A 19,327-nucleotide genomic window follows, 5' to 3' on the forward strand; every position below is an offset into this window, starting at 1 on the left:
ACAATGCCGACCCGTGGGTCGGCATTTTTTATCGCTTCGCATAAGGATTTTGCGCCGCGAGCAGCCTCGCGTCCTTGCGCAATATCTGTACCGAAATCAGTGCGTCCGGCTCAAGTTCAGCGCCACCGTCGTGATGCTGCACGTGTTCAAACAGGCGATGGTAGCCCGGGTGCCAGCCAAACAGCTCCCCGTAGTTCATCTTGTAGCTGAAGAGATTGGCGTGATGCTGGTAGTCGTTGCGATAGTGGCCCGCCGGAGGATTGAAATCCATGATGGTCATCAGACCCCTATCGGCCAGCAGGGCATCGCTGCCGGCGGCAATTTTGAACAGATCCTGTGGGTCGCACAGGTAGAGGCAGAAGCCGAAGATGATGAGATCGACGGCTTCTATCTCGGGCAGACAATCGGCGGTCCCCACGGTGAGATGCAACCCTGGATAGCGAGAGAGCCCATCCTGGATGGCACTTGCCGACGGATCCACCCCATAGCAGCGGGCACCATAATGCTCGGCCAACTGCGCCAGTCGCCAGCCATTGGCGCAGCCTATCTCCAGGATCCGGGCGGGTTTGACCGCCAGATAGTGCAGCGCCTTGAAGATGGGATCGCTGGCCAGCGACTTGCCGAGAATGGCTGTCTTGTTTCGCTCGTACCACTCATTCCCTTCTTGTGCCATGAAGACGTTCTTCTGTTGCATCTAGCGCTCCTCGGCAGCTTGGGAAACCAATGACCAGGCCAGCGGCGTGCCGGCCTGAATATCCTGGCTGGCGCAGCGGCCCAGCAGGGAGGGAAGGTGGACTGGGGGCAACCCGTGAGCGGGTCGGATGGATCGCAAATTACGGGGAGTGAACGCCTCTCCCGCCTTCATATCCTCACAGACGAACAACGAACGTGAAAACAGACGGTTCTGCTCTGCCTTGGGGTTGAGGCTGTAGCTGATCTCACCCAGCGCGGCCTCCACTTGCCTTACGCCCGCCACCATCTGGCCAAATTCCGCTGGGGTCATGGAGAAGGAGGCATCCGGGCCACCCAATGCGCGATCCAAGATGAAGTGTTTCTCTATCACCTCGGCACCCAGGGCGGCGGCCGCCATGGCCACGGCCTGCCCCAGGGTATGGTCCGACAATCCCACCTTGACGCCAAATGTCTGCCGCATATTGGGGATGGTGAGCAGGTTGGCTTCCTCCACCGGGGCGGGATAGGAAGAGGTGCACTTGAGCAGGGTGATATCCTGATTGCCCATGCGGTGGCAGGCCTGCACGGCCGCATCGATATCGGCAAGGGTCGCGATGCCGGTCGAGATGATCATCGGCTTGCCCTTGCTGGCCGCGTATTCGATCAGCGGAATGTCGGTGATCTCGAACGAGGCGATCTTGTAGAGAGGGACATTTAGGGTCTCCAGGAAATCGACGGCGGTGAAATCAAAAGGGGTCGAGAAGAAGACAAGCCCTGCTTTCTCTGCTTCGGCCTGGATGGCGGCATGCCATTCCCAGGGGGTATAGGCCTCTTGATAGAGCTTGTATAGCGTGGTGCCATCCCAGATAGTGCCCTGATTAATCTGGAAATATTCATTGTCGCAATCCAGGGTGATGGTATCGGCGGTGTAGGTCTGGATCTTGATGGCATCGGCACCGCACTCCTTGGCGGCGCGCACCGTCGCTAGGGCCTTGTCCAGTGAGTGGCCATGGTTGGCCGACAGTTCGGCAATGATGAAGCATCGCTTCGGATTGATGGCTTGAGCCCTGCTTGGGTTCATGGATGTCTCCACTCCTGTTCGGTGATCCCCATGAGCAAGAGATCGACATAATGTGTGGTATGGGGTCGGTAGACCGCTTCCCGCCAGGCGCCTTCCTGACAAAAACCAGCCCTCAAATAGGCCTGAATGGCTCTTTCATTGTCCGCCGCGACCTCCAGCTTGAGCGTGTGCAAGCGCGCGACCTCAAACGCCAGCTGGTTGATGGCGGCCAGCAGACGCATCCCCAGCCCCTTGTCGGTGCGCCTGGGATTGCGATAGATCCCAAGCCAGGCCAGTCGATTTTGCCAGTCCAGCCGGTGCAGGGCGACCACCCCGAGGATCCCTTGAGGGTCCTGGCAGAGGTAGTTGAGGTTGCGGCTTTCATCTTGCTGGCGCGCCATGAAGGCGCGATGCGCCTCGAGGCTGATATCGCCCCCCGTGTTCATCCAGCGTGCGATTTCCGGATGGTTTCGCATCTGCCAGACCGCCACTGTCTGCGGCTCGTCCAGCATGGCGAAGGGTATGAGCTCCAGCCCTGCGAGGCTGAAGTGCCGTTGCAGGTCTATGTCTGCTTGAGCCATGAGAGTGCCTCCAGGGTTCCATTTCCTGCCATCAGCGTCTGCAGCCTGAGGGTCCGTCGGGCTCGCTCATCTGCTGGCGCCAGCCTGGACAGGCCCTGTTCCAGTCGGGAGAATAATGCTGGTTCGTGCCACCAACCCGCCGAGAGAAAAGCGTCACTGTTGCACCAGCCGGCCAGCTGGCTTGCCTGGTTGTCGGCGACCCCGATCAGGATGCCCGGCAGGCCGCAGCGCGCCAGCTCATAGGTGACTTGTCCGGCACTGCTGATGGCCATGTCGCAGCGAGACATGAGGCCGGCCATCTGCTCGGCATCGAGGCGGTGATGTTGCCTGCACCCCTCAAGGCGCGGATCGTGCTCCCGGATGACGACGTCCAGCTCGACCTCGGGACAGTGCTGGCGTAGCCAGGTGACCAACCCGGGAGTCAGGTCGCGCACGTCGGTTCCCCCCATGATGATCAGGATGCGCTCGATGCGCTCGGGAACCCGGGTTCGGGCGGGAACGGACCAGAACGGAGGGCGCAGGGGTTGCCAACCCGGTCCCCACTGCCAGAGGGCGGCACCGCACTTGTTGCCTGGGGTACCGGGGCTGGCATGGATCACCATCCCCTCTGGATAGTCCAGGCGCTCGGTGTCATCGAGGTAAACCACCCGCACAAACCCCGCCGCTATGCTCTGCAGTGTCGTCAGGCTCGCCGAATAGGAGTCGACAATGGCGACTGCCTGCTGCGGGGAGATGGGCTCTTGCTGCCAGTTGCCCCAGCGAACGGACTCCTCCTTGAGCATGGCGCTGGCCAGCTCATCGCCCTCGACCACCCAGTGGACAGTGCCGCCCTGTTGCCGCCAGGCGGTGGCATAGGCGCTGCAGCGACTGAGGTGACCCAGACCCCGCCCCTTGTCCCCTTCGCTGAAAATCCACAGGGGCAGCACTCAGCGCACCTTGAACACCGGCTGGATCGGCTCGCCATCCAGAGATTGATGAATGGCCTTGTCGGCATCCAGACGGATAAGCGCTGGCAGCACCTCGGCATAGACGCTCAACAGGGTGTGAACGTCCTGCTCGCTGTGGGCGAGGTTGAGGTTGTGGCTGCCGAGGCTGAGAATGCCACGCTTACACAGCTCCTGGATGAAGTAGCTTTTCAGCAGCCAGCTGGAGTGGTTGGCCGAATCGCCGATCAGCAGAAAGCTCCAGCTCGGGTGACCGGCGCTTTGCAGCCAGCTCGGGGCGTCTATTTGTTGCAGCAGTGCGTTGAGCCCATCGAGCAGTTGCTGGCCCCGCTCGGCCAGTCGTGCTGGCACGTCGAGCCGGCGCATCTTCTTGATGACGGCGTTGGCCGCCGCCAGGGCGATGGCATCACCGCCAAAGGTGCCGGAGAAGAAGATATCCTCCATGCGGCCCATGTACTGGCGGCGGCCCACCACGGCGGAGATGGGGAAGCCGTTGGCCATGCCCTTGCCAAAGGCGGCCAGATCCGGCGTGACCCCGAACAGGGTCTGGGCGCCGCCAAGGTGGAAGCGAAAGCCGGTGATGGTCTCATCGAAGATGAGCAGGGCGCCGTGCTCGTCGCAGAGCTGGCGCAGGCCGGGCAGAAATTCGGGGGTGGGCCAGGCGACGTTCATGGGCTCCAGGATCACGGCGGCAAACTCGCCGGGATGGGCCTCCAGCTGGGCCTTGAGGGAGCCCAGATCGTTGTAGTCGAAGCGATGGGTCAGTTCGCGCACGCACTCGGGTACCCCCAGATGGCGAGTGGTGGAGCCGATGTACCAGTCCTGCCAGCCATGGTAACCACAGACGGCGACCCGCTCCCTGCCGGTCACGGCGCGGGAGAGGCGGATGCAGGCGGAGGTGGCATCGGTGCCGTTCTTGCCAAAGCGCACCATCTCGGCACAGGGGATAAGCTCGATCAGCTGTTCGGCAACCTCGGTTTCCAGCCGATGGGGAAGCGAGAAGATGGAGCCCAGGTTGAGCTGCTCCAGCACGGCCTGGTTCACATCCGGGTCGCAATAGCCGAGGCTGATGGCGAGCAGACCGCTGGCAAAGTCCAGATACGAGTTGCCATCCACATCCCACACCCTGGCGCCCTGGCCGCGCTCGATAAAGAGCGGGGCGGCGCCGTAGGGGAAGCAGAGACGGCTCTTGGAGAAGGTTTGGGAGCCAAGGGGAATGCTCTGTTCGGCCCGGGCAGAGAGTGCCATTGAATGTTGATAACGTGAGGTCATGAGTGCTTCTCCTTGGCCAGAGATGTTTCCAGCCCTTCATTGCGCCGGTGTTGGGTGTTCAGGGTCGCCAGTTGCGGCTCCCGCGCCAACAGAGCGAGGATGTCTTCTGTGGTGAAGGCGGGCTTGCCCGGATAGAGCTGGCGGTAGATTTGCTCGACCAGCTCGAAATCGGCGGGCTCGTCCACCGTCCAGCGCAGCTGGGCCAGGCTCGGCGTGCGGCTCAATCTGCCTATCTTGAACAGCTCGGCATGTTGGCGGATGTAATAGGTGACATGCTCGCGCTCGGCCGGGCTCTGAGCCTGCGCTGCCAGCAGACGCAGGGTGGCGGCACTCAGGATCTCGGCGTCCAGGCCATCCGGGTAGCTGGGATCCCAGCAGTTGCTGCTGTAGTCATAGCCACCCTGCAGGTGGAGCTCGATGAGTTCATCGATGAGGGCGGGATCTGCCAGCGGGCAGTCACCGGTGAGCCTGACGATCTGGCTGGGGTTAAATCGTTGAGCGGCCAGATGGAAGCGTTGCAACACGTCGTCCAGGGGGCCACGAAAACAGGGCACGTCCAGCTCTGCGCAGAGCGCCGCTATGGCCAGATCGTCGGCCTGGTCACTGGTGGCGACCACCAGCTGATCCAGTCTGGCCGAGCGCTTGAGCCGTTCAATCTGGCGGGCGAGCATGGGGGCGCCGAGCAGGGGCTTGAGCACCTTGCCCGGCAGCCGGCTGGAACCGGCTCTGGCCTGCAGGATACCGAGGATCATGATGTTCTCCACAAGGCTGGATTAATGAGGGCCGGCTCGTCACAGGCGAGGGCAGCCAGCTCGTTGTCATGGCACGGATGCAGATGGGCATAGGCCGATGCGATCGCCGCCAGCTCATGGGCATGACAGACCCCTACCACGAAGCGGCTCACTTGGGGCAGGGCCGGGATCAGGGAGAGCGCCTTGTGGAGGGGGGAGCGGTGGGGCTGCCACCCATCCAGCCGCGCCAACTGTTCGCTGAAGGGGTGAAAATGGTCGGGACGCAGGTCCGGCTGCATCAACAAGAGGCCTTGCAGGAAGAGGGAGCGAACATGGATTTCACACCCCAAGTCCTGCAATCGGTCGAGCCAGCCCGAGCGTAAAAAACGCTGATCGAGCAGGTTGGCAGGCAATTGCACCAGCTCCAGGGGGTAACCCTGCTCCAGCCACAGTGCCAGCTCCTCGGGGGAGTAGACGGAGACCCCTGTCTTGCCCACCTTGCCCTCTTGCTGCAGTGTCGCCAACGCTTCGAACAGGGCAGGGCTGGCATCCTGGCTACGGTGCAGCAGCAAGCCATCCAGCCTGGTGCGCCCCAATCGTTGCAGGCTGCTCTGTACGCAGGCGTTGACCTCGGGGGGCCGGATGCCGGGGGCCAGCTTGTTTATCAGGCGAAAGTCGGCGGTCGGCCTGCTGCCAAGCCGTGATTCGGCATTGCCATAGGCCTGAGCCGTGTCCAGGGTATCCATCCCCAGCTTACGCGCCAGGGCCAGTATGGTGTCGAGTTCGTCATCCGCTACCTCGCCCGCGCTATTGCTGATGCCATAGGCGAGCCCGAACTGTACCGTGCCCAGGGCTAGGCGCATAGTACCCGCTCCAGGGCCTCGACGACCTTGTCCTGCTCGGTTGATGAGAGGCCGGGGAACAGGGGGAGGCTGATGGCGTGCCGATAATAGGCCTGGGCGCCAGGATAGTCGGCAGGGTCGTGGCCGAGTTCACGGTAATAGGGCTGGGCCGGAATGGGCATGTAGTGGACGTTGACGCCGATGCCGGCCTCTCTCAGCTGCGCAAACACCCGGTCCCGGTTGGCGACCTGGATCACATAGAGGTGGTAGCCGCTGCGGCGGTCATCCATTTGACGCAGCGGTTGCAGCGGCAGCTCGGTCAGCAATTCATCGTAGCGGGCAGCCAGTTGTTGGCGCCGGTCGATGAAGTGGGACAAGCGGCCGAGCTGGCTCAGGCCCAGCGCGGCCTGAATGTCGGTCAGCCGATAGTTGAAGCCGAGCACCTGTTGCTCATAGTACCAGCCACCCGGACTGGGAGAGTCCAGCTGCTCGGCATCGCGGGTGATGCCGTGGCTGCGATAGAGCCTCAGCTTGGCGGCCAGCGCGGCATCGCGGGTGGTGACGGCGCCCCCTTCCCCCGTGGTGATGGGTTTCACAGGGTGGAAGCTGAAGACGGTCATGTCGCTGTGGGCACAGCTGCCGATGGGGGCATCCTGATAGCTGGCCCCCAGGGCATGGCAGGCATCCTCAATGAGGTGAATGCCATATTGCCGGCACAGGGCGCCAATCTCGGCGAGATCGCAGGGTTGGCCCGCCAGATGCACGGCGACCAGCACCCTGGGCAGGCGGGAGGTTCCCTGGACGGCGCTCAGCTTCTCTCGCAGCGCCGTCACGCTGAGGTTGCCGGTCTCGGGATCCACATCGACAAAATCCACCTGAGCACCGCAGTAGCGGGCACAGTTGGCCGAGGCGACGAAGCTGATGGCCGAGACCCAGACCCAGTCGTCCGCGCCCAGTTCCAGCGCGGCGCAGGCGAGGTGCAGGGCCGTGGTGCCGTTGCTGCAGGCGATCACATGGGGGGCTTGGCAATAGTCGGCTATTCCCTGTTCAAAGGCGGGGACCATCTGACCTTGTGTTAGATAGTCCGACTTCAGAACGGCAACGACGGCATCGATATCATCATCCGTGATGGATTGACGTCCATAGGGGATCATTCGGCTAGCACCTGCTGGTTCATGGTCTGTAGTTCATCTATCGACAGGAAGTGCTGATTATTGAGGGAATTGTATTCAAACCCAGGGTCGACCAGGGTGGCGGTCTCCCCCAGGGCATTGATCGCGAAGTCATTGTTGCGACTGCTGAAACTGATACTGGGGGAGATCACGTAATAATCTTTGAATTCAAAGGTGTGGTAGGAGTCATCGGCCGGGCACATCACCTCGTGCAGCTTCTCGCCCGGGCGGATGCCAATGATCTCCTGGGGCAGATCTGGGGCCATGGCACTGGCGAGATCGGTGATGCGCACCGAGGGGATCTTGGGAACGAATACTTCCCCTCCCTTCATGCGGGCAAAGTTGGCCAGTACGAACTCCACCCCTTGCTGCAAGGTGAGCCAGAAGCGGGTCATCTCGGCATGGGTGATGGGCAGACTCGACGCCCCTTTGGCGATGAGCTGTTCGAAGAAGGGCACCACAGAGCCGCGGGAACCAACCACGTTGCCATAGCGAACCACGGAGAAGACGGTCGGGTTCTTGCCCGCCATATTATTGGCGGCGACAAACAACTTGTCGGAGCAGAGTTTGGTGGCGCCGTAGAGGTTGACCGGGTTGGCGGCCTTGTCGGTGGAGAGGGCGATCACCTTCTTGACCCCATTGTTGAGCGCGGCCTTGATGACGTTTTCGGCGCCACCTACGTTGGTCTTGATGCACTCCATGGGGTTGTACTCGGCGGCGGGCACCTGCTTGAGCGCCGCGGCATGCACCACGAAGTCCACGTCTCGCATCGCCATGTCGAGCCGCTCCCCATCACGCACATCGCCGATGAAGTAGCGCATGCAGGGGTGGTTGAAGTGCTGCTGCATCTCGAACTGTTTCAATTCATCACGGGAATAGACGATAAGACGAGCCGGTTGGTAACGCTCCAGTACCATCTGGATGAAACGCTTGCCAAAAGAGCCGGTGCCACCGGTAACCAGGATCGTTTTCTCGTTGAACATAGATATATCTCGTGTGAAGAGGAGTCTGGGGAGATTGAATGCAAAATCAGGGCCAACAATAATCAGCTGATGGCCCGTTCGGTCAATTTATCCACTGGCTATTTAGTGACGGCCTGTTCGCTTTTCACCCAGCCCTGATAGTCGCCGCTGAGGTGATAGACATGGCTAAATCCGGCTTTTTCCAGTTCGGCTTCGGCAAGGGCGGCACGCCGTCCAGTTTGGCAATAGACCACCACAGGCAGTCTTCTGTCATCGCCGATCTCGGCCAGACGCTTGATGAGCTGGTCGTGGGAAATGTTGATAGCGCCAGGAATATGACCCTCGGCAAACTCCTCTTTCGTGCGTACATCCAGCAGCAGTGGCCGTTTGCTCGACTGTTTCTGCCAGCTCTGCAGGGTCTGCTGGTCGATGGGGACAACGGCCATGGCGCTGCTGCCAAGCAAGGCTGCACCGCACAGGCAGGACCATAACAGGGGCAGCATGAGGGAGCGACGAGAGAGGGTCATGGTGATCTCCAGATCTTAAGGTTGGGTCGCGCGCGCCGTGGCGATGGCCTGGCACACCTGTTCAACCGCGTTGAGTGCTCGCGGGGTAAATCGGTGCAGCTCATCCGGGTTGATCAGGGCGAGTCTGTGTTGTTTAACCGCATCCAGCATGGGCCACTGTTGCCAGTGATCCAGCACATGCTTGTCTCGGCTGCCCGCCAGGATGAGCTGGGGATTGGCCTTGATGATCTGCTCCAGCCCTACCTGGGGGTAGGGACCGGCCGCATCATCGACCAGATTGCGGCCACCACACAGGGTGATGGCTTGCGCCGGCCAGGCGTAGCCGCTAACGCTGGTCAGCGGCGGGTTCCAGAGCTGATAGAAGACGCGGATGGGCTCACCATGACCATATTTGGCCTCAAGAGCCGCCAGTCTGGCGAGATAGGTATCGGCTTGGGCATTGGCACTCTGCTGCAACCCCAGTCGCTCGCCCAGGGCACGCATCTCCTGGCCAAGAGAGGCAAAGTCGGTGGGTTCAGAGTAAAACACCGGGATGCCAAGCTGTTCGATGGGGGCCAGCATGCGGGACTGGGCCGAGCGCCAGGCCACCACCAGATCCGGTTTTTGCGCCAGCAAGGCCTCGACATTGATACTGCGGTAATTGGCCACATGGGGCAGGGCGCGCACCTGTGGTGGATAGTCGGAGGCATCATCGGTGGCGACGATGCGGCTCCCGGCGCCCATATCGACCAACAGCTCGGTGAGATGGGGGGTCAGGCTGATGATGCGCTGGGGCGGTTCGGCGCCATACGCCCTGGCCGCCAACAGACAGAGCAAGGCACAGGGCAGCAGGCGCTTAACCATGCAGGCCTCCGGCCAGAGTCAACAGCAAGGCCAGCGCGAGCCAGCCCCAACCGATACACAGGAGCCGAGTGAGCAGCCGACGCGGGCTCTCCCAGGAGGGATCGCACCCATCCCCCAGCACCGGCAGTCGCACTAGCGTGCCTTGATAGTAACGGGGCCCTCCAAGGCGCAGTGTGCATTGGTGCGCCAGGGTGGCAAGCAGGGCGCCAGCGGCGGGGTGGGGCCAACGGCTCACGCCAGTGCGCAGGGCACTCATCCCCTCCTTGACCTTGGGGAACAGGTTGGGCAGCGCCAGCAGCAGGGCGGCGGGGGCCGCTAATCCCTGATAGAGGGCTGCGGCCGGGCGGCCGAATTGCACGAAAGCCGGTTGCTTGCAGCTCCAGGCGTATTGCATCAGCTGGGCCAAACGCCACAACAAGGCGCCCTGCACCCCGGCGAGGGCAAAGCCAAGCAGGGGCCCCGCCCAGCCGCCGAGCAGGCGCAAGGTACAGGTCTCGCACAGCGCCTTGGCGAGCCCCATGCTCGAGAGCTTGCCGGTTTCGCGCTTGAGCCAAGGGGCGGCTTGCAGCCTGGCCAGGGGCAGGGTATCGCTTTTCAGCAAGGCGCCTCCCGCCGTGGCCAAGGTACGCAGAGGGCGGGACTCTATCATCAGCAACAGAAACAAGAGGTCGAACAGCGGCTCGGAGAGGGCGAGGTTGCGCACCGCCCAGAGCCCGGCCGCGCAGGGCAGCCAGACGACCAGCAGTGCCAGTATGCCCGCCTGCCACTGCGCGCTCGGGGTGCCGTCCGGGCGATGAACCTTGTGGCCCAGTCGGCTGAGCAGGGGCTCGGCTGCGGAGAGACGCAACCAGTCAGGCCTTGGCAGCAGGGCTTCGAGCAAGGCGGCGCCCCCCATGATGGCCGCCGGGGTGGCCGCCATCAGGGTCAGGGTATCGAGGGAGGGCAGGGTTATCACAGCTTGCCGAGCAGGGAGAGGATCACCTCGGCGGAGTGCTGGCCGGCGACCTCGATAAAGGCGTCGAAGGATTCCACTTGCTCCTTGCCTGCGATGTCAGACATGGCGCGCACCACCAGATAAGGCACGCCAAACATATGACACACCTGGCCGATGGCGGCCCCTTCCATCTCGACCGCCAGCATCTGCGGGAAGTCGGCGCGGGCACGGTTGATGGCATCCGGCTTGCACATGAATTGATCGCCGGTGCAGATGAGGCCCAGCTTGGTTTGATGCTTGCCGTGCAGGGCGATGCACTCCTGGGCCAGGGTCATGAGACGCGCATCGCAGGGGAAGGCGGCGGGTTGTTGCGCCATCTGGCCCATCTCGTAACCAAAGGCGGTCACGTCCACGTCGTGAAAGCGCATCTCGCTGGCGATCACCACATCCCCTACCCGCAGCTCCTGATCGAAACCGCCGGCGGAGCCGGTATTGATCACGCAGTCGGGGGTAAATCTCTCCAGCAGCAGCGACGTGGCGACGCTGGCGGCGACCTTGCCGATGCCGGAGCGGGTCAGGATCACCTCTTTGCCTGCCAGTGTGCCGCTATAAAACTCGCAACCGCCAATCTTGGTGGTGGTCATGTCGCTAAGCTGGGCGCGCAGCAGGGCAACTTCCTGCTCCATGGCGCCGATAATACCTACTTTCATCAGAAACCTCGTCTAGGGGCTCAAGCCCGCCTAAGTTGCGGCAATCATAGCAAAAATCCGCGCCAAGCCTACAGGCGAGGCGGCCTTGGGTGATCGCTTGCACAAAAAAACGCCCCCGCAGGGACGGGGGCGTCGGTTTGTTAGTCAGAGCGACCAGAGAAGGCCTTCGGACTCATGGCCTGGGTCAAACGGCCAGATAGTCCATGATCCCTTCGGCGGCCTTGCGGCCTTCGTAGCTGATGGAGACACCACGAGGATGTCTCCTGGGTTCGCTATCGACGACGGCCGGGCTTAGACACTCAGATAGTCCATGATCCCTTCGGCGGCCTTGCGACCTTCGTAGATGGCGGTCACTACCAGATCCGAACCGCGCACCGCATCGCCACCGGCAAACACCTTGGGATTGGTGGTCTGGAAGGCGAAGTCGGACTGCTCGGGAGCACGGATCCGCTCGCGATTATCCAGCTCGATACCGAACTCAGCCATCCAGGGCTGTGGGTTGGGCTGGAAGCCAAAGGCCATGACCACGGCATCGGCGGCCAGCACCTGCTCGGAGCCTTCAACCACCACCGGATTGCGGCGACCGTTGGCATCGGGGGCACTCAGTTCGGTGCTCACCACCTTGATGCCGCAGGTGCGACCATGGGCATCGAGCTCGACGCCAATGGGTTGCAGGTTGAACATGAACTCGACCCCTTCCTCGCGGGCATTTTGCACCTCGCGCTTGGAGCCCGGCATGTTCTCGGCATCGCGGCGATAGGCGCAGATCACCTTGTCGGCGCCCTGGCGGATGGCGGTGCGCACGCAGTCCATGGCGGTATCGCCGCCGCCGAGCACCACCACCTGCTTGCCAGCGAAGTTGATGTAATCGGCCTGCGCCTTCTCAAAGCCCAGCAGCCGGTTGGCGTTGGAGATGAGGTAGGGCAGGGCGTCATACACCCCAGGGGCCTCTTCGTTGGTAAAGCCGCCCTTCATGTACTTGTAGGTGCCGACCCCGAGGAAGACGGCGTCAAACTCGCCGAGCAAGTCGGCGAAGGAGATATCTTTACCCACTTCGGTCTCGAGGCGGAATTCGATGCCCATGGCCTCGAAGATCTCGCGGCGGCGCTGCATCACCTCTTTTTCCAGCTTGAAGGAGGGGATGCCAAAGGTGAGCAGGCCGCCAATCTCTGGATACTTGTCAAACACCACGGCGCTGACGCCGCCGCGGGCCAGCACGTCGGCACAGGCGAGCCCGGCCGGGCCCGCGCCTATGACGGCGACCCGCTTATCGGTTTTCACCACATTGGAGAGATCCGGGCGCCAGCCCATCTCGAACGCCTTGTCGGTGATGTATTTTTCGATGTTGCCAATGGTCACGGCGCCGAATCTGTCGTTGAGGGTGCAGGCACCCTCACAGAGCCTGTCTTGCGGGCAGACCCGGCCGCACACTTCCGGCAGGCTGTTGGTCTGATGGGAGAGCTCCACCGCCTCCAGAATACGTCCCTCGTTGGCCAGTTTCAGCCAGTTGGGGATGTAGTTGTGCACCGGGCACTTCCACTCGCAATAGGGGTTGCCGCAGTCGAGGCAGCGATCCGCCTGCATGCCGACCTGGGCCTGGTTGAAGGGCTCGTAGATTTCCACAAACTGGATCTTGCGGATTTTCAATGGCTTCTTCGGCGGGTCGACCCGCTGAACATCAACAAATTGGAATACGTTCTGGCTCATAGGTTCCCTCCTTACTGCGCCTGGATTCTGAGTTCTGCACTGGAACGACTGGTGTGGCCCAACAGTGCCTTGACGTCACTGGACTTGGGCTTGATCAGCTTGAACTTCGGCACATAGGAATCAAAGTTGGCCAAAATTTCCTCGGCGCGTGAGCTGCCGGTTTCGTTCAGATGTTCGGTAATGATGCCGCGCAGGTGTTCCTGATGAATGGCAAGGTCTGCCACTTCCAGCAGTTCCACCAGTTCGGGGTTGGTACGCTTGGTAAAGTGACCATCGCTATCGAGCACGTAGGCGAAGCCGCCGGTCATGCCCGCCGCGAAGTTGACCCCGGTTTCACCGAGGACGGTTACTATGCCGCCTGTCATGTATTCGCAGCCGTTGTCGCCAATGCCCTCGACCACCGCCAGGGCTCCGGAGTTACGCACCGCAAAGCGCTCGCCTGCGGTACCTGCCGCATAGAGTTTGCCGCCGGTGGCACCATAGAGGCAGGTGTTGCCGATGATGGCCGCCTCATGGGACTTGAACGACACGCCGACATGGGGTTTGACCACCAGCTTGCCGCCGGTCATGCCCTTGCCCACGTAGTCATTGGCGTCACCGGTCAGGATCAGCTCCAGACCGCCGGCGTTCCAGACGCCGAAGCTCTGGCCTGCGGTGCCGTTGAAGTGTACGCGTACCGGATCGCTGGCCATGCCCTGGTTACCGTGACGGGTGACAATTTCACCGGACAGGCGCGCACCGATGGAGCGGTCTGTGTTGCGGATGTCGTAGCGATACTCGCCGCCGCTCTTGGTTTCCACCGCCTCGAGCAGGTCCTCGACCATGCGCAGGTTGAGCGGCCCCTTGTCGAAGGTGGGGTTGTGTTGTTGGCAGAACAGGCTGGAACCCGCCACCGCCACCGGCTTGGCCAGGATGCCGGAGAGATCCAGCTTGGCCTGGCGGGCGGTGAGGCCGGGCAGGGCTTCGAGCAGCTCGGTGCGGCCGATGAGGTCGGTCAGCTGGCTGATACCCAAACCGGCCATCAACTCACGGGTCTCCTGAGCCACGAACCTGAAGTAGTTCATCGCCATCTCCGGCAGACCGGTGAAGTGATCGCGACGCAGTTTCTCATCCTGGGTGGCCACGCCGGTGGCGCAGTTGTTCAGGTGGCAGATACGCAGGTATTTGCAACCGAGCGCCACCATGGGGCCAGTACCGAAACCGAAGCTCTCGGCGCCGAGGATGGCCGCCTTGATGATGTCCAGACCCGTTTTGAGACCGCCATCCACCTGCAACCGCACCTTGTGGCGCAGGCCGTTGGCGACCAAGGCTTGTTGGGTCTCGGCCAGGCCCAGTTCCCAGGGGGAGCCGGCATACTTGACCGAGGTGATGGGGCTGGCCCCTGTGCCGCCGTCATAACCGGAGATGGTGATGAAGTCGGCATAGGCCTTGGCCACGCCGCAGGCGATGGTGCCCACTCCGGGTTCGGAGACTAGTTTCACCGAGACCAGGCAGCCTGGATTGATCTGCTTGATGTCGAAGATGAGCTGGGCCAAGTCCTCGATGGAGTAGATGTCATGGTGGGGCGGCGGCGAGATGAGCGTCACGCCAGGCACGGAATAGCGCAACTGGGCTATCTGGGCCGTCACCTTGTCACCGGGCAGCTGGCCGCCTTCGCCGGGCTTGGCGCCCTGGGCCACCTTGATCTGCACCACATCGGCGTTCATCAGGTAGTGGGGGGTGACGCCGAAGCGGCCCGAGGCAACTTGCTTGATGCGCGAGTTCTTCTCGGTGCCAAAACGCTTGGGATCTTCACCGCCTTCCCCCGAGTTGCTCTGACCGCCGAGGCGGTTCATGGCAATCGCCAGGGCTTCGTGAGCCTCAGGGCCGAGGGCGCCGATGGACATGGCGGCAGAGTCGAAGCGCTTGAAGAGATTGGTGGCAGGCTCCACCTCGTCGATGGAGATGGCCTGCTGGCCTTGTTTGACCCCGATAAGGTCGCGCAGGGTCGCCACCGGCCGCTCGTTGACCAGTCGGGCATAGTGCAGGTAGTCGCTGTATTCGCCGGAGCGCACCGCGGTTTGCAGGGTCTGCACCACGTCCGGGTTATAGGTGTGGTACTCCTCGCCGTGGACGTACTTGAGCAGGCCGCCCTGGTTGAGGGGCTTGCGCTTGAGCCAGGCGGTACGGGCCAGATTGTGCTGATCCTGCTGGATATCGTCAAAATCTGCACCCTGGATCCGGCTGGACACGCCGCGGAAGCAGGTCTCGACGATGGACTTGGACAGACCTACCGCCTCGAACAGCTGGGAGCAGCGGTAGCTGGCGATGGTGCTGATGCCCATCTTGGACATCACCTTGTAGAGGCCCTTGTTGATGCCATTACGGTAGTTGAGCATGGCCTGGCGCAGGCTCATCTTGAGCACGCCCTCTTCCAGCTGCTTGGCCAGGGTCTCGTAGGCGAGATAGGGGTAGACGGCAGTGGCGCCAAAGCCGAGCAGCACGGCGAAGTGGTGCGGGTCGCGGCAGCTGGCGGTTTCTACCAGGATGTTGGCGTCACAGCGCAGGTTGTTGTCAACCAGGGTGCGTTGCACCGCGCCCACCGCCATGGCGGCCGGGATAGGCAGGGTATCGGCACTGATGTTTCTGTCCGAGAGTACCAGCAGCACGGTACCTGCACGGGCGGCAGTCTCTGCCTCCTGGCAGATGCGCTGCACCGCGGCCTCCAGCCCTTCGCTTGGGGCAAAGTTGAGGTCGATCAGGGTGTGGCGATAGTGATCCCCTTCCAGGGCCAGCAGCTGATGGAAGTCGGAGTAGAGCAGGATAGGAGACTGGAACAGCACCCGATGGGCGTGACCAAAGGTCTCGTTGAAGACGTTCTGCTCGCTGCCGATGCAGGTCGCCAGGGACATGACATGATTTTCCCGCAGGGGATCGATGGGCGGGTTGGTCACCTGGGCAAACATCTGGCGGAAGTAATCATAGAGCGTGCGTTGACGGGAGGAGAGCACCGCCATGGGGGTATCGTCGCCCATGGAGCCCACCGCCTCCTGGCCGTTTTCGCCGAGCACGCGAATGATCTGATCCAGCTCCTCATAGGAGTAGCCAAACAGCTTCTGATAGGTCTTGAGCTGATCGTCGTCCAGCTCGCGGGCGCCGGTGTTGGCGTCGTCCATCTGCTCGAAGGGGATGAGGCGCTTGCAGTGATCTGTCATCCACTGCTTGTAGGTGTGGCGGCTCTTGAGATCGTCATCGATCTCGAAGCTGGTCCACACCTTGCCATTGCTGGTGTCGATGACGAACAGCTCACCCGGGCCAACCCGGCCCTTCTCCAGCACCTCGTCCGGGGTGTAGTCCCAGGTGCCCACTTCGGAGGCGAGGGTGATGAACTTGTCCTTGGTGATGACATAACGGGCAGGGCGCAGGCCGTTACGGTCCAGGGCGCAGGTCGCGTAGCGGCCGTCGGTCATGACGATACCGGCCGGGCCGTCCCAGGGCTCCATGTGCATGGAGTTGAAGTCGTAGAAGGCCCGCAAGTCCTCATCCATGTTGGGGTGCTTCTGCCATGCAGGCGGGATCAGCAGGCGCATGGCGCGGAACAGATCCATGCCACCGGCCAGGAAGAGATCCAGCATGTTGTCCAGGCTGGAGGAGTCCGATCCGGTGGTGTTGACGAAGGGGGCGGCCTCTTGCAGATCCGGAATGAGCGGGGTGGCGAACTTGTAGCTGCGCGCCTTGGCCCACTGGCGGTTGCCGGCGATGGTGTTGATCTCGCCGTTGTGGGCGAGATAACGGAACGGCTGCGCCAGCGGCCAGCGCGGGCTGGTGTTGGTGGAGAAGCGCTGGTGGAAGACGCAGATGGCTGACTGCAGACGGATGTCGGCGAGATCCAGGTAGAAATGCGGCAGGTCCACGGGCATGCAGAGCCCTTTGTAGACGGTGACCAGATTGGAGAGGCTGACCACGTAGAAGTAGTCATCGCTGATCCGCTTCTCGATGCGGCGACGCACTATATAGAGGCGGCGCTCGAGATCCTTGTCGACCCAGCCGGGAGGGGCGTTGACGAAGACTTGCTCTATGCTGGGCAGGGACGCCTTGGCAATGGGGCCGAGGACATGGGTATCAATAGGCACCTGACGCCAGCCGACCAGGCTCAGGGTTTCCCGCTCGAGCTCTTCGTTGATGATGTCACGGGCTTGCTGGGCCAACACGGGGTCCGGGTTGAGGAACAGCATGCCGACCGCATACTTGCGGCCCAGATGCCAACCCTTCTCCTCGGCCACGGCTCTAAAGAAGCTGTCGGGCTTTTGCAGCAGCAGGCCGCAGCCATCGCCGGTCTTGCCATCGGCGGAGATACCGCCGCGGTGTTGCATGCGAGCCAATGCTGACATCGCGAGACGGACAAGCTTGTGGCTGGCTTCCCCTTCCATGTGGGCCAACAGGCCGAAGCCACAGTTATCCCTCTCCAGCTTTGGATCATATAGTGACATTGCATATCTCCCTTGCTCGGCCTTGATTCGCAAACTGCATAAATTGCGATTGGCTCTTGTGGTTCCGTCTGCCTGAAGTGGCGAATCTCCAAACTAATGGGAATTTTGCACTAGGTCAATTGGACAAGTCAGATGTTTTACTTGTTACATCCACATAACAAAATGTGGTTGCGTATTGATATGTGGGGGGTGTTTTGGTGTATTGGTTTGCTTTTAATTGATATACCAGCGTTATATATCTAAATATTGCACTTTGTCAGTTGAGGTCGCGACCAGACCCTCTTGTAGTAATCTTACCAAGCTGCGCAAGCAGTGAATGAGTTCGATCACATTTCTCTGTTGTGCGACTTGCTTTTACTTCCCACCGAGATACCGATTTATTTGTTTTTATAAACAAAAACTTAGTGGCATTTATTCTCATTACTTGTGGTTCGCTGTCGCCAGCATGACGGCAGCACCGAACGGGATAAAGTCTCGGTTGGAGATATTTATTCGGTTCAGGATGAATATTTATATGTTTTTACACCGGGCTGACTCTTGATCCAGCTCAGCATGGTGGCCAACCCAGCCTGTACAATTTCGCTTTTTATCGGGAGTTGTCATGCAGTTACATGAAATGGTCAATACCCTGGGGCAGGATCTCAAGCGCCGCCATGGTGAGAAGATCCACAAACTCTCCATTCATGGTGCCTTCAGCTGTCCGAATCGGGACGGCACCCTGGGGCGTGGGGGCTGCACCTTCTGCAATGTCTCCTCCTTCGCCGATGAGTCGGCCCAGCAGCTCTCGGTGATGGCTCAACTCAAGGCCCGGCGTGAGGAAGTGACGCGAGCGCGGCGCTATCTCGCCTATTTTCAGGCCTATACCAGCACCTATGCCGAGGTGGCCTATCTGAAGCAGATGTACGAAGAGGCGCTCTCGGTGAGCGACATGGTGGGCTTGTGTGTCGGCACCCGGCCTGATTGCGTGCCGGATGCCGTACTCGATCTGCTGGCCGGTTATCAGTCCCAGGGTTATGAGGTGTGGCTGGAGCTGGGGCTGCAAAGCGCCAATGACGAGACACTCAGGCGGATCAATCGTGGCCACGGCTATGGGGCTTATGCCGATGCGGTGCGCCGTGCCCAGGTGCGTGGTATCAAGGTGTGCACGCATCTCATTGTCGGCTTGCCGGGTGAACAGGCGATGGATAGTGTGCAGACCCTGCAACGAGTCGTCGAGACCGGGGTCGAGGGGATCAAGTTGCACCCTCTGCATGTGGTGACTGGCAGCACCCTGGGCAAAGCCTGGCTGGCAGGGAGGCTGGTGGTGCCGACGCTGGCAGAATATGTGGCGGCGGCGGTCGCCATGATCCAGCACACGCCGCCGGAGGTGGTCTATCACAGGGTCTCTGCCTCGGCCCGTAAACCGACCCTGCTGGCTCCGGACTGGTGCGAGAATCGCTGGACAGCCATGAGTCTGATTGCAGCAGGCTTGTCCGAGAGCGGTCCTCAGGGCCATCGGTTGGGAACCCCCTTTCTACTCGATAGCCAATAACTGACTAACCTATCAAATTTAGCAAAAAAAACAGTGGGTTATTAGATGAAAATCAGACTCTGTTCTATAGTTCTCAGGTCGTTAAGCTGTTAAGGTGCGCCGTTCGGAGATATCTGTCAGGCCACGCATTCAATGCCATCAGGCTGATGCAGCACCGAACCTTGAGGTGACCTGTTTGGTGCCTTATCGTGATAGGGGTGACATGGGCCACAGCGCAGATGGCATGTCTCTTATTAGGGATTACGTGTTTTTATTGGGTATCATGTGAGTATCTTTGTGCTTATCATCACAACCAGACGCCTCAGGTAAACGGCGTTTTGGCGCTGAGCATGGATAAGCAAGGTTGACCCTCAGCCTATTTATCGAACAG

Annotated in this window: 16 protein-coding genes; 1 reads left to right on the plus strand and 15 read right to left on the minus strand. The window is 61.2% G+C overall.

Features of this window, described 5'->3' with window-relative positions; all coding sequences use genetic code 11:
- Nucleotides 1–28 precede the first annotated feature (28 nt).
- The 15 genes from M2367_RS03655 to gltB all read right to left on the minus strand — a co-directional run bounded on the left by M2367_RS03655 (nucleotide 29) and on the right by gltB (nucleotide 17,426).
- Nucleotides 29–694, minus strand: a complete 666-nt coding sequence (locus M2367_RS03655; protein WP_259235806.1) for a bifunctional 2-polyprenyl-6-hydroxyphenol methylase/3-demethylubiquinol 3-O-methyltransferase UbiG — start codon at nucleotides 692–694, stop codon at nucleotides 29–31.
- Nucleotides 695–1,753 (minus strand): pseudaminic acid synthase, encoded by a 1,059-nt coding sequence (gene pseI, locus M2367_RS03660; RefSeq protein ID WP_259235807.1) that lies wholly within the window; start codon nucleotides 1,751–1,753, stop codon nucleotides 695–697.
- Nucleotides 1,750–2,313: a UDP-4-amino-4,6-dideoxy-N-acetyl-beta-L-altrosamine N-acetyltransferase gene (gene pseH, locus M2367_RS03665; RefSeq protein ID WP_259235808.1), complete on the minus strand. Its 564-nt coding sequence runs from the start codon at nucleotides 2,311–2,313 to the stop codon at nucleotides 1,750–1,752. Before pseH ends, pseI begins: the two co-directional genes overlap by 4 nt.
- On the minus strand, nucleotides 2,295–3,239 hold the full coding sequence (locus M2367_RS03670) for a hypothetical protein (RefSeq protein ID WP_259235809.1): 945 nt from the start codon (nucleotides 3,237–3,239) through the stop codon (nucleotides 2,295–2,297). Before M2367_RS03670 ends, pseH begins: the two co-directional genes overlap by 19 nt.
- Entirely contained in the window at nucleotides 3,240–4,529 is a 1,290-nt protein-coding gene (locus tag M2367_RS03675; RefSeq protein ID WP_259235810.1) for an aminotransferase class III-fold pyridoxal phosphate-dependent enzyme, read from the minus strand.
- Nucleotides 4,526–5,281 (minus strand): glycosyltransferase family protein, encoded by a 756-nt coding sequence (locus M2367_RS03680; protein WP_259235811.1) that lies wholly within the window; start codon nucleotides 5,279–5,281, stop codon nucleotides 4,526–4,528. Before M2367_RS03680 ends, M2367_RS03675 begins: the two co-directional genes overlap by 4 nt.
- Nucleotides 5,278–6,123, minus strand: a complete 846-nt coding sequence (locus tag M2367_RS03685; RefSeq protein ID WP_259235812.1) for an aldo/keto reductase — start codon at nucleotides 6,121–6,123, stop codon at nucleotides 5,278–5,280. Before M2367_RS03685 ends, M2367_RS03680 begins: the two co-directional genes overlap by 4 nt.
- Nucleotides 6,114–7,256: a UDP-4-amino-4,6-dideoxy-N-acetyl-beta-L-altrosamine transaminase gene (gene pseC / locus M2367_RS03690; RefSeq protein ID WP_259235813.1), complete on the minus strand. Its 1,143-nt coding sequence runs from the start codon at nucleotides 7,254–7,256 to the stop codon at nucleotides 6,114–6,116. Before pseC ends, M2367_RS03685 begins: the two co-directional genes overlap by 10 nt.
- Nucleotides 7,253–8,257, minus strand: coding sequence for a UDP-N-acetylglucosamine 4,6-dehydratase (inverting) (gene pseB / locus M2367_RS03695; protein ID WP_259235814.1), 1,005 nt, complete (start codon nucleotides 8,255–8,257; stop codon nucleotides 7,253–7,255). Before pseB ends, pseC begins: the two co-directional genes overlap by 4 nt.
- Nucleotides 8,258–8,355: 98 nt before the next feature.
- Nucleotides 8,356–8,763 (minus strand): rhodanese-like domain-containing protein, encoded by a 408-nt coding sequence (locus tag M2367_RS03700; RefSeq protein WP_259235815.1) that lies wholly within the window; start codon nucleotides 8,761–8,763, stop codon nucleotides 8,356–8,358.
- Between the two features lie 15 nt (nucleotides 8,764–8,778).
- A complete protein-coding gene (locus M2367_RS03705; RefSeq protein ID WP_259235816.1) occupies nucleotides 8,779–9,606 on the minus strand; it encodes a cobalamin-binding protein in 828 nt (275 codons plus the stop codon).
- Nucleotides 9,599–10,552 (minus strand): cobalamin biosynthesis protein, encoded by a 954-nt coding sequence (locus M2367_RS03710; protein ID WP_404972847.1) that lies wholly within the window; start codon nucleotides 10,550–10,552, stop codon nucleotides 9,599–9,601. The genes M2367_RS03705 and M2367_RS03710 overlap by 8 nt, the downstream gene beginning before the upstream one ends.
- Before the next feature lie 5 nt (nucleotides 10,553–10,557).
- Complete coding sequence (gene mtnN, locus M2367_RS03715) at nucleotides 10,558–11,250, minus strand: 5'-methylthioadenosine/S-adenosylhomocysteine nucleosidase (RefSeq protein WP_259235817.1); 693 nt, start codon at nucleotides 11,248–11,250, stop codon at nucleotides 10,558–10,560.
- A 291-nt stretch (nucleotides 11,251–11,541) separates the two neighbouring features.
- On the minus strand, nucleotides 11,542–12,957 hold the full coding sequence (locus M2367_RS03720; protein ID WP_259235818.1) for an FAD-dependent oxidoreductase: 1,416 nt from the start codon (nucleotides 12,955–12,957) through the stop codon (nucleotides 11,542–11,544).
- 11 nt (nucleotides 12,958–12,968) lie between these two features.
- A complete protein-coding gene (gene gltB, locus M2367_RS03725; RefSeq protein WP_224430716.1) occupies nucleotides 12,969–17,426 on the minus strand; it encodes a glutamate synthase large subunit in 4,458 nt (1,485 codons plus the stop codon).
- A 601-nt stretch (nucleotides 17,427–18,027) separates the two neighbouring features.
- On the opposite strand from gltB, the gene M2367_RS03730 reads away from it, so the two are divergent.
- The gene (locus M2367_RS03730; RefSeq protein WP_224430715.1) at nucleotides 18,028–18,957 is read left to right on the plus strand and encodes a TIGR01212 family radical SAM protein; all 930 of its coding nucleotides are present in this window, start codon (nucleotides 18,028–18,030) and stop codon (nucleotides 18,955–18,957) included.
- Nucleotides 18,958–19,327: the final 370 nt, after the last annotated feature.

The sequence above is a fragment of the Aeromonas sp. BIGb0445 genome, assembly GCF_024809075.1.
In the GTDB taxonomy this organism is placed as follows: Bacteria; Pseudomonadota; Gammaproteobacteria; order Enterobacterales; family Aeromonadaceae; genus Aeromonas; species Aeromonas rivuli.

Coding starts and splice junctions, on each gene's coding strand:
- M2367_RS03655 (WP_259235806.1), bottom strand. CDS start 694: ATGCAACAGAAGAACGTCTTCATGGCACAAGAAGGGAATGAGTGGTAC.
- pseI (WP_259235807.1), bottom strand. CDS start 1,753: ATGAACCCAAGCAGGGCTCAAGCCATCAATCCGAAGCGATGCTTCATC.
- pseH (WP_259235808.1), bottom strand. CDS start 2,313: ATGGCTCAAGCAGACATAGACCTGCAACGGCACTTCAGCCTCGCAGGG.
- M2367_RS03675 (WP_259235810.1), bottom strand. CDS start 4,529: ATGACCTCACGTTATCAACATTCAATGGCACTCTCTGCCCGGGCCGAA.
- M2367_RS03680 (WP_259235811.1), bottom strand. CDS start 5,281: ATGATCCTCGGTATCCTGCAGGCCAGAGCCGGTTCCAGCCGGCTGCCG.
- M2367_RS03685 (WP_259235812.1), bottom strand. CDS start 6,123: ATGCGCCTAGCCCTGGGCACGGTACAGTTCGGGCTCGCCTATGGCATC.
- pseC (WP_259235813.1), bottom strand. CDS start 7,256: ATGATCCCCTATGGACGTCAATCCATCACGGATGATGATATCGATGCC.
- pseB (WP_259235814.1), bottom strand. CDS start 8,257: ATGTTCAACGAGAAAACGATCCTGGTTACCGGTGGCACCGGCTCTTTT.
- M2367_RS03700 (WP_259235815.1), bottom strand. CDS start 8,763: ATGACCCTCTCTCGTCGCTCCCTCATGCTGCCCCTGTTATGGTCCTGC.
- M2367_RS03705 (WP_259235816.1), bottom strand. CDS start 9,606: ATGGTTAAGCGCCTGCTGCCCTGTGCCTTGCTCTGTCTGTTGGCGGCC.
- mtnN (WP_259235817.1), bottom strand. CDS start 11,250: ATGAAAGTAGGTATTATCGGCGCCATGGAGCAGGAAGTTGCCCTGCTG.
- M2367_RS03720 (WP_259235818.1), bottom strand. CDS start 12,957: ATGAGCCAGAACGTATTCCAATTTGTTGATGTTCAGCGGGTCGACCCG.
- gltB (WP_224430716.1), bottom strand. CDS start 17,426: ATGTCACTATATGATCCAAAGCTGGAGAGGGATAACTGTGGCTTCGGC.
- M2367_RS03730 (WP_224430715.1), top strand. CDS start 18,028: ATGCAGTTACATGAAATGGTCAATACCCTGGGGCAGGATCTCAAGCGC.